This window comes from Mesorhizobium sp. C268A (assembly GCF_040324475.1).
Taxonomy (GTDB): domain Bacteria; phylum Pseudomonadota; class Alphaproteobacteria; order Rhizobiales; family Rhizobiaceae; genus Mesorhizobium.
On record NZ_JAMYVX010000001.1, the window covers coordinates 4,081,196 to 4,093,919 of the forward strand.

At 62.5% G+C, this 12,724-nt stretch carries 10 protein-coding genes; 5 read left to right on the top strand and 5 right to left on the bottom strand.

Features of this window, described 5'->3' with window-relative positions:
* Positions 1–35 precede the first annotated feature (35 nt).
* From NKL06_RS19935 to NKL06_RS19945, 3 genes are all read left to right on the top strand, one after another.
* A complete protein-coding gene (locus NKL06_RS19935; RefSeq protein ID WP_023693700.1) occupies positions 36–1,118 on the top strand; it encodes an ABC transporter substrate-binding protein in 1,083 nt (360 codons plus the stop codon).
* A gap of 117 nt (positions 1,119–1,235) precedes the next feature.
* On the top strand, positions 1,236–2,312 hold the full coding sequence (locus NKL06_RS19940) for an extracellular solute-binding protein (RefSeq protein ID WP_023693701.1): 1,077 nt from the start codon (positions 1,236–1,238) through the stop codon (positions 2,310–2,312).
* Complete coding sequence (locus NKL06_RS19945; RefSeq protein ID WP_023693702.1) at positions 2,309–3,619, top strand: flavin monoamine oxidase family protein; 1,311 nt, start codon at positions 2,309–2,311, stop codon at positions 3,617–3,619. Before NKL06_RS19940 ends, NKL06_RS19945 begins: the two co-directional genes overlap by 4 nt.
* Here NKL06_RS19945 and NKL06_RS19950 read toward each other — a convergent pair.
* From NKL06_RS19950 to NKL06_RS19960, 3 genes are all read right to left on the bottom strand, one after another.
* Positions 3,583–4,656: an ABC transporter ATP-binding protein gene (locus tag NKL06_RS19950; protein ID WP_023693703.1), complete on the bottom strand. Its 1,074-nt coding sequence runs from the start codon at positions 4,654–4,656 to the stop codon at positions 3,583–3,585. The genes NKL06_RS19945 and NKL06_RS19950 overlap by 37 nt on opposite strands.
* 91 nt (positions 4,657–4,747) lie before the next feature.
* Complete coding sequence (locus NKL06_RS19955) at positions 4,748–5,572, bottom strand: ABC transporter permease (RefSeq protein WP_023693704.1); 825 nt, start codon at positions 5,570–5,572, stop codon at positions 4,748–4,750.
* Entirely contained in the window at positions 5,569–6,486 is a 918-nt protein-coding gene (locus tag NKL06_RS19960; protein ID WP_023693705.1) for an ABC transporter permease, read from the bottom strand. The genes NKL06_RS19955 and NKL06_RS19960 overlap by 4 nt, the downstream gene beginning before the upstream one ends.
* A gap of 292 nt (positions 6,487–6,778) precedes the next feature.
* Between NKL06_RS19960 and NKL06_RS19965 the strand changes: the two genes are divergently transcribed.
* On the top strand, positions 6,779–8,191 hold the full coding sequence (locus tag NKL06_RS19965; RefSeq protein WP_023670068.1) for an aminotransferase: 1,413 nt from the start codon (positions 6,779–6,781) through the stop codon (positions 8,189–8,191).
* 15 nt (positions 8,192–8,206) lie between these two features.
* Here the strand turns inward: NKL06_RS19965 and NKL06_RS19970 are convergent, their stop codons facing one another.
* Positions 8,207–9,409 (bottom strand): aromatic ring-hydroxylating oxygenase subunit alpha, encoded by a 1,203-nt coding sequence (locus NKL06_RS19970; protein WP_023693707.1) that lies wholly within the window; start codon positions 9,407–9,409, stop codon positions 8,207–8,209.
* A gap of 503 nt (positions 9,410–9,912) precedes the next feature.
* On the opposite strand from NKL06_RS19970, the gene NKL06_RS19975 reads away from it, so the two are divergent.
* Positions 9,913–10,293 (top strand): hypothetical protein, encoded by a 381-nt coding sequence (locus NKL06_RS19975; RefSeq protein WP_023693708.1) that lies wholly within the window; start codon positions 9,913–9,915, stop codon positions 10,291–10,293.
* 235 nt (positions 10,294–10,528) lie between these two features.
* Here NKL06_RS19975 and NKL06_RS19980 read toward each other — a convergent pair whose 3' ends face one another.
* Positions 10,529–12,619 carry a hybrid sensor histidine kinase/response regulator gene (locus NKL06_RS19980; protein ID WP_023670065.1) on the bottom strand — a complete coding sequence of 697 codons (2,091 nt, stop codon included), beginning with the start codon at positions 12,617–12,619 and terminating at the stop codon, positions 10,529–10,531.
* Positions 12,620–12,724: the final 105 nt, after the last annotated feature.

The window sequence follows — 12,724 nt, forward strand, 5'->3', positions numbered from 1 at the left end:
AGCCGGCAACGCAACGACAAAGAGGATGGAACAGCATGAAAAGAATAGCCCGACGCCTGACACTGACATTGGCGCTGACCGCAACGCTCGCGGCTTCCGCCGCAGCGCTTGCGGTTGCCGCCGACAAGGACCTGATCGTGTTCGACTGGTCCGGCTATGAAGACCCGAGCTTCCACCCGAAATATGTCGAGAAGAACGGCGACTCGCCAACTTTCGCCTTCTTCGGCGACGAGGACGAAGCATTTGAGAAGGTGCGCTCCGGCTTCAAGGCCGATCTCGGCCATCCCTGCTCGCAGAGCGTGACCAAATGGCGTGAGGCAGGCCTGTTGCAGCCGCTCGACACCTCGAAGATCACCGGCTGGAAGGACCTCAATCCCGGCATCATGGCAATGAAGAACCTTGCCACCACCGACGACGGCAAGGCCTGGTTCATGCCCTGGGACTGGGGCAACACCCAGCTCACCTACAACTCCGAAAAGATCGACGCCAAGGATGTGCAGTCGTTAAAGGCCTTCGCCGATCCCAAGTTCAAGGGTCGGGTCTCGATCGGCGACAATGTCGACGACGCCTATGCGCTGGCCAGCCTTGCCATCGGGCTGAAGGACTGGACCAAGATGACGGACGACCAGTTCAAGCAGGCGTCCGATTTCCTGCGCCAGGTGCACAAGAATGTGCGCTCCTACTGGACCGACACCACCGACGTCGTGCAGTTGCTGAGCGGCGGCGAGGTTGATCTCGCCTGGGCATGGAACGATGCGACGGTACAGTCGGTCGCCGCCGGTGTGCCGATCAAGTCCAAGAAGGACACTGACGAAGGCATTTCGACCTGGGTCTGCGGCTACGTCCTGTTCAAGGACGCACCCGACAATGTCGACAAGGCCTATGACTACCTGAACGCGATCAACGATCCGGAAACCGCCAAAGTGCTGGTCAAGGACTGGGGCTATGGCCAGGCCAATGCCAAGGGCATGGCCGGCGTCGACCCGGCGATCCTGAAGGAAAAGGGCTATGACGACGTGCAGAAATTCGTCGACAAGACCCTGTTCCAATCGCCGGTGCCGTCGGCGCTCAAGCTCAAGATGATCGCCGAATTCGAGAAGATCAAAGCGGGCTACTAAAAGCTCGTCCGGCTTCATCCGTCTGCCCGTCACTGTGCCGGGCAGACGGTCTCGCCAAGGTCGCTGAAATTCCGTAACGTCGCCCGGCTGCTTTTTAGCGATGAGGAGTTTCGCGCCATGAATTCCATGCTTCGCCGCCTTGCCCTTGCCGCTGCCTTAACTGTGGGCGCCGGCGCCGTGCTGGCCTATGCCGAAGGTGGTGGCGACCTCGTCGTGTTCGACTGGTCGGGCTATGAGGATCCGCTGCTGCATCCCGACTACACCGCCAAACATGGCGCCGAGCCGACTTTCGCTTTCTTCGGCGACGAGGACGAGGCCTTCGAGAAGATGCGGGCCGGCTTCAAGGCCGATATCGCCCACCCCTGCTCGCAAAGCGTGACCAAATGGCGTGCGGCCGGCATGTTGCAGCCGCTCGACACATCGAGGATCGCCGGCTGGAAGGACCTCAATCCCGGCATCATGGCGATGAAGGATCTCGCCGTCACCGCCGACGGCAAGGCCTGGTTCATGCCGTTCGACTGGGGCAACACCTCGTTGCTCTACCGCACCGACAAGGTGACGGCTGAAGAGGCGCAGTCGCTGAGGATTTTCGCCGATCCGAAATTCAAGGGCCGCGTCACCATCGGCGACAATGTCGACGATGCCTATGCGCTGGCAAGCCTGGTCATCGGCCTCAAGGACTGGACCAAGATGACCGATGCGCAGTTCCAGGAGGCGTCCGCCTTCCTGCGCGACGTCCACAAGAATGTCCGCTTCTACTGGACCGACGACACCGATCTCAACCAGGCCTTCACCGGCAATGAGGTCGACCTCGTCTGGGGCTGGAACGAGACCTTCGTGACGCTCAAGGGCCAAGGCATGCCGATTGCCATGAACCGCGACGCCAAGGAAGGCATCTCGACCTGGGTGTGCGGCTATGTGCTGATGAAGGACGCTCCGGGCAAGCTCGACCAGGCCTATGATTTCCTGAGCGCGGTCAACGCACCCGGCGTGTCGGATTACATGGTCAAGACCTTTGGCTATGGCCACGGCAATGGCGCCGGCATGGCCGCGATCGACCACCAGGTGCTGAGCGACCGCGGCTTCGACAATCTCGACAAGTTCCTCGACAAGACGCTGTTCCAGCAGCCGGTGCCGCCGGAGCTCAAGCAGCGCATGGTCACCGAGTTCGAGAAGATCAAGGCCGGCTATTGACCACCGCATTGGAAAGAACCGACGTCGTCATCGTCGGCGCCGGTTTCACCGGCCTGTCGGCTGCGCTTGTGCTGAAGCGGGCCGGCATCGATTTCGTGCTGCTTGAAGCGCGCGACCGTGTCGGTGGCAGGGTCGAAGCGGTTCGCAACGGGCTTGGCGAACGGATCGACAGCGGCGGCCAGTTCTTCTGCGAAGACATGCCGGAGGTGACGGCGCTGGCCGCGGCCCGTGGCAAGGCTTTCGTCGAGACCTATGTGGATGGCGATTTCATCACCCATCCGTCGCTGTCGGTCGAACAGGCCGAACGGACCTATTACGGCGCGATGGCGATCCGCGAGCGCATGAATGCGATCGAGCCGGACGACCCTTCGATCGCCGGCATGAGCGTTGCCGCCTGGCTCGAACATCAGTCTGATCCCACCGATGCCAAGACGGCGTTCCGGTCGATGATCGAAGGCCTGTGGTGCCTGGCGATGGACAAGGTGCCGCTGTGGCACCTGATCGACAACGACCGCCGCATCACCAACGAGGTGCCGGAACTGCAATATTCGCTGCTCGAGACCATGCAGTCGCTGGCCGAGGATCTGGCCGGCGATCTCGGCGACCGGGTGCTGCTCAGCGAACCCGTCACGCGCATCGAGCATGGGCCGCATGGGGTCCGTGTCGTCTCGACAAGCAGCACCATCGAAGCACGAAAAGTGCTGGTCGCGCTGCCGCCGGCAATGGCCGCGAGGCTCGATTTCGCGCCGGCCTTGCCGCCAGCTCTCGGCAAGGCGCTGGGCGTCTGGGAAAGCGGCGCGGTGATCAAGATCCTGGTGCGCTATCCCCGACCGTTCTGGCGCGAGCGCGACCTGTGCGGCATGGTGATGTGGCTCGACCTGCCGGGCCTGTTCGCCTGCGATGCCAGCAAGGATATCAACCACGCCGCACTCGTCGTCTTCGTCGGCGGGCCGTTGGCGCTGCGCTGGCATGCGCTCGGCGATTCGGCTTTGCGTGCGGAAGTGACGGGGAGGCTGGTGAGCGCCCTTGGTCCGGACGCTGCCGACATTGTAGACTTCAGCCAGCGCGACTGGATCCATGACCGCTGGAGTGGCGGCGCCTACAGCGACCTCATTGTCGATGTGACGGCACGGGATGCCGAGCGCACGATCCGTGACGGCGCGACTCCTGTTCATTTCGCATCATCGGAACTGTCGCCGTCCTTTCCGGGCTATATCGAAGGCGCGATCGTGATGGGACGCATCGCCGCCAAAGAAATCGTGGCGGCGCTTCAGTCCGCCATCGCCACCAGCGCTTCGGGGTCGTAGGCAAGGCGGATCGAGGTTCCGACGGGGATGTCGTCGGCGCCGAAGTCGTTGGTCTCGGTCACCGACAGCGGCTTCTCCAGACCCGGTATCTCGACGATCAGATGGGTGATCTCGCCGAAGTAATGGCGTTCGACCACCTTGCCGGCGACCTCGAATTTGGCCGTCGCATTGTCCCACAGCACCCGCAGGCGCTCAGGCCGGATGCCCAGAGTGGCGCCGCCGCCGTTGCGCACGAAGGCCTTCGGCCTGTCGGTTCTGACACGGCCGAAGCCCAGCGTGTCGACGACCAGCGAGGCGGCATTCTCCTCGACGATCTCAGCCTTGACGAAGTTCATGCCGCCGAGGAAGTCGGCGACCTGACGGTTGACCGGCCGCTGGTAGATTTCCTTGGGCGAGGCGACCTGCGCGATCTTGCCGCCGAACATCACCGCGATCCGGTCGGACATTGCCAGCGCCTCATATTGGTCGTGGGTGACCAGCACGAAGGTGATGCCGACCGCCTGCTGGAGGCGGCGCAGCTCAACCTGCATCTGCTCGCGCAATTTCTTGTCGAGAGCCGACAGCGGCTCGTCGAGCAGCAGCACCTTGGGCCGCATCACCAAAGCGCGGGCGAGCGCCACGCGCTGGCGCTGGCCGCCGGAAAGCTCGGTGGCGAGGCGTTTACCGAGGCCGATCAGCGACACCTGCGCCAGCGCCTCCTCGACGCGGCGCTTTTCTTCCGTCGCGCCCAGCTTCAGCCGTTTCAGCCCATAGGCGACGTTCTGCTCGACATTGAGATGCGGGAAAATGGCGTAGCTCTGAAACACCATGTTGGTCGGCCGGCGGTTGGCCGGGATGCCTTCCATCGACTGGCCGCCGACCGAGATCGAGCCGCTGGTCGGGTTGTCGAAACCGGCAATCATGCGCAGCAGCGTAGTCTTGCCGCAGCCGGAAGGGCCGAGCAGCGAAAAGAATTCGCCCTCCTTGATGGTCAGCGAGGCGTCGTCGAGCGCCTTGAACGCCCCATAGCTGCGGGTAACGCTGCGGATTTCGATCATTGCTCGGTCGGTTTGGGGTCGATCAGATTGGGCCCGCTCGGACTTATCTTGCTTGGATGGTTCATCCTGAGGCCGTTCGGCCCGGGACTGCTCAGGCATAGAGGCCTCCCTCGCTCTGGGTGCGTCTGGCCGCATGGCGGCGCAGGATCTCGGCAACGGTCATCAAAACGAAAGAGGCAACCAGCAGCAGCGTGCCCAGCGCCAACACACCCGGCAGCTTGGCGGCAAAGCGCAACTGGCCCCAGATATAGATCGGCAGCGTCGTCTCGGTGCCGGTCAGGAAGAAAGCGATGACGAACTCGTCGAGCGAGATGGTGAAGCAGACCAGGAGGCTGGAAATGATCGCCGGCGCCACCATCGGCAGCGTCACCCGCCGGAAGGTGCCGAAGGCACTCTCGCCGAGATCGGCGGAGGCTTCTTCGAGGCTGCGGTCGAAGCCCTCGAAACCGGCGGTCAGCACCGTCATCGAATAGGGAATGCAGATCAGGACATGGCCGAGTACGACGGTGAACAGCGAAAGGCTCAAGCCCAGTTGCAGCATGACCAGCAGCATGGAGATGGCGAGGATGATTTCCGGCAGCACCAGCGGCGCCATGATCAGGCCATTGATTGTGCGGCGGCCGGGATAGCGGTAGCGGGTGATCGAGCGGGCGGCGAGGATGCCGAGCAGCGTCGCCAGCACCGATGCCGAGATACCGACGATCAGGCTGTTCCAGGCGGCGTCAAGCAGCGCCGGCGTCTTCGGCAGGTCTTGGTACCATTTCAGCGTATAGCCGGTGAGAGGAAATTTTGGCGTCGGCGCGGTGTTGATCGAGAAGATCGGCAGGAAGATCACCGGCAGATAGAGAAAGACGACGTAGAGGAGGGCGTAGGCGGACAGCCAGCCGCCGGGGAAAAGGCGCCGCCTCGCTGTCATCGCGCCAGCCTCTGCAGCGCGCGGATGATGAGCACGGTGGCGCCCGCCATCAGCGTCACGACCAGCATGGTGGTCACGGACAGTGCCGCGCCGAGTGGCCAGTTGGAGGCCTTATGGAACTGCGACTCGATGGCATTGGCGATCATCACGCCATCCTTGCCGCCGACCAGCCTTAGGGTGACGTAGTCGCCGACGGTGGGGATCATGACGATGAGAGCGGCCGAGATGACGCCCGGCGCCGACAGCGGCAGCGTCACGCGCAGGAAGGAGCGCAGCGGGCCGTCGCCAAGATCGGTGGCAGCCTCGACCAAGGTGCGGTCGACCTTTTCCAGCGAAACGAAGATCGGCAGGATGGCGAAGGCCGCCCAGGCGTGTGTGAGCGTGATGATGACCGCGCTGGAATTGTAGAGTAGCGCGGTCGATGGTTCGTCGATGATGCCGAGGCCCATCAGGCCGGAATTCAGCACGCCATTATAGCCGAGGATGACTTTCCATGACATCACGCGCAGGAGATAGCTGGTCCAGAACGGGATGGTGATCAGGAACAGCCACAGGCTCTTGTGGCGGCCGCCATGGAACGAAATGAAATAGGCGATCGGATAGGCGAGGATGACGGTGAAAAAGCTCACCGTCAGCGAAATGTAGAGCGAGCGCCAGAGCAGATCGCGGTAGATCGGCTCGGTCAGCGCGATGCGATAATTCTCCAGCGTGAATGTATGGTCGATGGTGAGGTAGTTCTGCGTCCAGAAGGAGTGGGCGAAGACCACCAGGATCGGCACGAGCAGCAGGATCAAAGCGTAGACCAAGGTCGGGCTGATCAGGGCAAGGCCCTGGACGGACTCGGACTGCAGAAGGGCGTTTCGCCTTGCTCGCGTCATGCGCCGCGTGGGCACCCCTTCGGCAGCTACCGTCATTGCAGCGACCCGGGCGTGATCTCGGTTGCTGGCTCGAACTGTTCCGCCATGATGCTCCCATCGACCGGGCCGGCTGCCTGTTCCCAATTTTTGCGGAGCGCGCTTTGCTGGTTGCGCTCCAAGCTTGCCGGCTTTCTTTCATCATGAGCGCATCCGTGCATTGAAATCAAGCGCTATTTCTGTAATATTGATTGAACGGACATTCAAAATGAAGTGAAGAAAGCCGGCTTTCCTGCCCTTGGCGCTTCGCTTTCCGTCCGGTGAAATTACGCTCAGACGATGCGAGGCAATGATGGCGGCTGCAAGAGACCTAAGAGCGATGGAAATGGCTGACGGTGGCGATGCGGTCGAGCTGGCCAAGCGCCATCTCATCCAGCCCTGGCCTTATGCCGGCTCGGTCGGCAATGAAGCGCGTGCGCTGATTGGCGAGGGCGATGGCATCTACATCACCGATGTAACAGGCAAGCGACTGATCGACGGGCCGGCCGGCATGTGGTGCATCAATGTCGGCCACCGCCGCGAGGAGCTGGCCAGGGTGATGTACGACCAGGCGATGATGCTGTCCTACAACACGCCCTGGTATACGATGAATGCGCCGTCGGCCGAGCTCGCCAAGCGCCTCGCCGATCATGCGCCGGGCGATCTCAGCCATACCTTCTTCACCACCGGCGGATCGTCGGCTGTCGAGACGGCACTGCGCTTCATGCAGTTTTACAACAATGTGCGCGGGCGGCCGGAAAAGAAGCTGATCCTCAGCCGCGGCGGCGCCTATCACGGCTCGACCTATCTGTCGGCCTCGCTCAACGGCCGGCCGCGCGACCGCGACTGGATGGACGGCGCCGACGATCTGGTCGTCAAACTGTCCTCGCCAGACCCGTTCCGGCGGCCGAAAGGCATTGACATCGCCGCCTTCTGCGATTTCCTGGTCGATCAGTTTCGCGATACGGTCGCCCGCGTCGGCGCAGAGAAGATCGGTGCTTTCGTCGGCGAACCGGTGCAGGCATCCGGCGGCGTCGTCGTGCCGCCGGATGGCTATCTCAAGCGCATTCGCGAAATCTGCAGGGACAACGATATCCTCTATATCTCCGATGAGGTGGTGACCGGCTTCGGGCGGCTCGGCCATGTCTTTGCCTCCGGCGATGGCTTCGGCATCGACCCCGACATGATCACCTTCGCCAAGGGCGTTACATCAGGCTATTTCCCGCTTGGCGGCGTCATCATCTCGGAGCGGCTGCTTCAGGAAATGCGCCGTTCCAACCATCCCGATGCGATGTTCGGCCATGGCCTGACCTATACCAGTCATCCCATCGGCTGCGCGGTGGCGCTGAAGAACCTCGATATCCTGGAAGACAGCGTGCTGGCCCACACGCGCGATGTCGCGCCCTATTTCCAGGCGCAGTTGAAGACGCTGGAGGAACTGCCGCTGGTTGGCGAAGTCCGCGGCATGGGCCTGATGGGCTGCGTCGAGTGCGTAGCCGACCGCGAAAGCAAGGATCCGCTGCAGCTCGACAAGGATGTCGGCAAGCGCATCGACGCGCATTGCCACGAACTCGGCCTCCTGGTCCGGCCGCTGATCAACATGTGCGTGATGTCGCCGCCGCTGATCATCACGCGAGAGCAGATCGACGACATGGTGGCGATCCTGCGCGAAGGCATTTCGCGGACCATGGACGATCTGCGCAAAGAGGGCGTGTGGCAGGGGTGACTGGCAGTTCCGCCCCTACACCTGCGAGCGCATAGCCTCATTGAGGTTCCACATGGCCTTCTCCTCCGGCGCCGTCTCCAGGCCCAGCACCGGGATCTGCTTGCGCAGATGGTCGTGGTGGGTGCGCACACCGTATTCGAGGTCGGAGAGATAAAAACCCTCGAAGGCCTCCGAGATCATGGACTCGTTTGACCAGACGGAAAGCTGCACGTCCTCGTTCATGGTATCGCGGTCGATGCGGTAGGCGAGATAGCGGGCGGCCGCCTGTTCCCGGGTCTCGTCGGGGTAGCGGTAGATGGCGCCGCGCAGCAGCGTCTCGCCGGTCGACAGCGGGAACTCCTGATAGAACTGCACCGATTCCGGCATGATCGACAGCGCGTTGTTGGGGAAGATGCCGTAATAGATCCAGGCCCTGCGCAGATGCTCCGGCAGGTGTGAGGCATCGGGCGTGAGCTTGATGTATTCGCGCACGCTCCAGCGCCGGCCGGCATGCGGATTGTAGGTGGCAAACGAGCGCGACACGCCGTTGATGAACGGCTCATCGAAATAGGTCGAGCCGTAGAGATCCTGCAGCGCCGGATGCGCCATGGCGACGTGGTAGCCTTCATTGTCGACGTCGCGCACCGACTTCCAGTTGACCGGCGTTTTCTGTGTCCAGATGCCCCAGGACGGCACCATCTCGGCCGCATTGTAGTGGGCCATCTCGGCCTCGATCGGCTTCAACAGTTCGGCCACCGAAGGCTGCGGGCCCCCCTTGCGAAAGCGGACAAAGATGAAGCCCATCCATATCTCAAGGTCGAGCGGCATCAGGCCGAATTCGGTCTTGTCGAGCTCGGGGAAGGAGCGCGGCCGGGCGGCGCCGCGCAGCGTGCCGTCGAGATTGTAGACCCAGCCATGGAACGGGCAGACCAGCGCGTTCTTGCAGGTGCCCTGGCTGTCGGCGACGACGCGGCTGCCGCGATGCCGGCACATGTTGTTGAAGGCGCGCACGACGCCGTCCTTGCCGCGCACGATGAGCGCCCGCTCGCCGACCACGTCCATAGTCAGATAGTCGCCGGCATTCGGCACGTCGCAGACATGGCCGGCGATCTGCCAATGGTTGCGGAAGACGTATTCCTTCTCAAGTTCGAGAAGCGCGTCGGAGTGATAACTCCAGCCCGGCAGACCCCGCCGGTCCCAATCATTGGGGATCGCCACGTCACGGAGATGCGGGTTCATAAAAAAGCTCTTCTTTTATTGAATACTCATTCAATAAAACCATATTTTACATTGAAATGCAATGGGTTGTAGAAATCACAACTTTTCAAGTCGGCACAACAGGACCAGCTGAAAGCCAGAAAATCCCGGAATATCCGGGCGTTAACCGGGGGCGTGAAATAGCTGTCCGGCATGCGGATTTGGCCGTGCCGAGCTTGCAAACACGGCCCGCTCCGAGACGAAAATACCTGGCGTCCGCAAATTCGATCCGCAGTGTGAGCTTGTTCATAGTGCGGCCGACAGGAAGCGGGCTTGGTGCGTTCGCGGCCCGCCTGTCGTCAACATTTGATTGCCCGGATGAAACAGCTTCGCAAACGCATCTTGCCGTCGGCACATGACCGGATCTGTCCGGATATGCCCGAATTTCTTGTTTCAAACCTGTTACGCGGGCAAGCCAAGCGCATCATTCGCCCGTTACCAGGCGCGCTTAGGTTCGTTTCATAAGAAAACGAAGGGGAGCAGCAATGCATACGAAAGTCGAGATCACTAGCAACGAACGACGCGCCAAACTGGCACTGCGTCAGCGCGCCAGCGACCATCCGGTTGCGATGTTCTCCATGCTGGGCGCCTGCGCTCTGGCCGTCATGTTCCTGACACCGGCTTCCGGTCCGGCCTTCGCTTCGCTCAACCCGCCGGCCAATGTCGTCCAGGGCGCGCTGACCACCATCAAGACCGCCCGGCTGCCGGAGCCGGAAATCGATTTTGCCTGCCAGGGTCAGGCCTGGGGCGCCGAGAGCGCGGAGTGCCTGCGCGTCATCGCCGCCCAGTCCGGCGTGCACAAGGCGCGTTCCGTCCGCATGATCGCCAACGCAGCGCCGCTGACCACGACACCCAACGTTTTCTGAACCTCCCGAGCGCTTCCTCCCGCGCTCGTTCTTGGCTCCCGCCGCTTCCCTCGGTCGGGAGCCTCTTTTTTAGGGTCTATCGAGATTCGGGTGAGGCCGGCCTGCGCATGGAGGTTCCCTGCGCTTCCGGTGCTCGCGTACTTCAAGTACGCTCCGCTCCGGTTCTCGGGAACCACCATTCTCGACTCGGCCTGACCCGAATCTCGATAGACCCTACATGGGTGCTTCCGAAAACTTAGCCGGCGGCGGCGACCTGGTCGGCTATTGCCGAGAGTACGCCGCGGACGTCCAGCGTCGAGAACGGCTTTTCCAGGATTTGCGGGCGCTGCGGCGCCGGCAAGGCTTCGATCTCGGCCTTGGCGCCGATCAGGTCGCCGGTGACCAGCACGAAGCGTTTGGCCAGCGCCAGGTTGTCGGCGAGCAATTCGCGGTAGATGGCAATGCCGCTGGTGCCGGGCATGCGCAAGTCGGAAAAGACGATGTCTGGCGGCATGTGGCCGGTCAAGGTCGCCGCCGCCGACGTCCAGGCCGGCACGACCCGCGACTTGATACCCATCAGTTCCAGGATGTCGGAGAGGGAGCCGGCGACGTCGGGTTCGTCGTCGATGATCAGCGCATGGCGCAAGCCGCTGGAACGAGCCGGGCTGTCGCCGGCTGCTGCCGCGCCGCCGGTGATTACCGGCAGCTGGACGACGAAGCGCGCGCCACGCGGCAGCACCTCCTCGAACCAGATATTGCCGTTGTGGCGCTCGACGATCGATTTCGAGATCGACAGGCCGATGCCGGTGCCGACGCCGACCGGCTTGGTGGTGAAATAGGATTCGAAGATGCGGCTGCGGATCGCCTCGGGAATGCCCGGTCCGTTGTCCTCGACCGAAAACCCGGGGTTGCCGCGATCGCTGCGGAATGTCCGCACCTTGATCAGGCGGTCGCCGCCGATACCGGCCAGAGCGTGTTGGCTGTTGATCAGGAAATTGGCGGCCACCTGCGTGACGTGGTCGGCATCGGCCATCGCCAGCAGCGGGCCGGGCGCGAAATCGGTGTCGATGATGATGCCGCTCGAGCGTGCGCCATAGGCGGTTACTTCGAGTGCGGCGCGGATCACCTGGTTGAGATCGGTCTCGGCCTGCGCCGCCGGATGCAGGCGCACCATCGACAGGAAGCTTTTGACGATGCGACCGCAGCGCTCGGCAGCGGCGCGCACTTTCTCGGCGCGAACCTTGGTCTGCGGGTCGGTGGCGAATTCATGCAGCAGCGTCGACTGCGCAACGACCACGGCGAGCGGGTTGTTGAGCTCGTGCGAAACACCGGCCAGCAGTGAACCCATCGCCGCCATCTTCTCGTTCTGGTGCAGTTTTTCGCGCTGGCGGTTGATCTCTTCTTCGGCGCGCAGCTTATCGCGCAGATCGCGGATCGAACCGAAGATGAGCTGACGGTCAGCCACCCGCATCTCGGTCGCCGTCAATTCGATGGGAAACACCTCGCCGGCCGCATTCTGTGTCACGGTCTCAAGCCGTTGGCCAACCATCGGCGCGCCGCGGCCAGACATGTATTCGGCGCCCGAGACATAGCCCTTGCGGTAATATTCCGGCACCACGGTATCGAGCAGGTCCTTGCCGAGGATGTCGCTGCGCTGATAGCCGAACATCTTTTCGGCGGCCGGATTGAATTCGATGATCGAGCCGGTCTCGTCGATGACGATGATGGCGTCGAGCGACGCCTGCAGCATGGTGCGGCGGATGACTTCGCTGGCATGGGCGTCGGACGGCGAGTGCTCGATGGCGTCGCCGATGGCGAGCGCGATGATGTGCATCGTCGCCTCTTCCTCTTCGGTCCATTCGCGCTCGTTTAGGCAGTCATTGACCGCGAACGTGCCCCACAGATGACCGTGCGCGAACACCGATACCGACAGGAACGACTTGATGTGCTGCTTCTCGAAATCGGCCCTGAGGAACCCGTCGAGATCGCGCGTATGGCCGGCGAAGATCTTGCCTTGCCGCTCGTCCTCTCCAATCCGCTCCAGCAGCGGATCGGTATCGACGATCGACTGCATGATCACCGTCGGCGAAGCCAGTTCGCCGCCGAAGCGAGGATCGATCCAGTAGGCGGCGACCGATTGGGCGAAGCCCTGGCCGGGCAATTCGCGCAGCCTGAACAGGATGCCGCGCTGGCAATTCATGGCGCTGCAGAGCGTTTCGAGGATGGTTTCCATCTCGCGCTGCCAGTCGCCGGCATCGCGCAACCGGCGGACGACGCGCACAGCCGCCATCGCGGCGCTCTGGCGAGCGCCTTGCGGGTCCATACGTGGTGCTGGTTCAGCGGTCATGTCAGCCATCAGTAAAGGGCCGTCGAATTAGGCAGCTATGGAGCATTTCACGAAAAAGGTGAAACGCTCCATGTTTCAATGCAATCCCGAACGGAAATCGCTACG

Excerpts from the sequence above, each read along its gene's own strand:
- NKL06_RS19935 (WP_023693700.1), top strand. The coding sequence starts at position 36 with ATGAAAAGAATAGCCCGACGCCTGACACTGACATTGGCGCTGACCGCA.
- NKL06_RS19940 (WP_023693701.1), top strand. The coding sequence starts at position 1,236 with ATGAATTCCATGCTTCGCCGCCTTGCCCTTGCCGCTGCCTTAACTGTG.
- NKL06_RS19950 (WP_023693703.1), bottom strand. The coding sequence starts at position 4,656 with ATGATCGAAATCCGCAGCGTTACCCGCAGCTATGGGGCGTTCAAGGCG.
- NKL06_RS19955 (WP_023693704.1), bottom strand. The coding sequence starts at position 5,572 with ATGACAGCGAGGCGGCGCCTTTTCCCCGGCGGCTGGCTGTCCGCCTAC.
- NKL06_RS19960 (WP_023693705.1), bottom strand. The coding sequence starts at position 6,486 with ATGACGGTAGCTGCCGAAGGGGTGCCCACGCGGCGCATGACGCGAGCA.
- NKL06_RS19965 (WP_023670068.1), top strand. The coding sequence starts at position 6,779 with ATGGCGGCTGCAAGAGACCTAAGAGCGATGGAAATGGCTGACGGTGGC.
- NKL06_RS19970 (WP_023693707.1), bottom strand. The coding sequence starts at position 9,409 with ATGAACCCGCATCTCCGTGACGTGGCGATCCCCAATGATTGGGACCGG.
- NKL06_RS19975 (WP_023693708.1), top strand. The coding sequence starts at position 9,913 with ATGCATACGAAAGTCGAGATCACTAGCAACGAACGACGCGCCAAACTG.
- NKL06_RS19980 (WP_023670065.1), bottom strand. The coding sequence starts at position 12,619 with ATGACCGCTGAACCAGCACCACGTATGGACCCGCAAGGCGCTCGCCAG.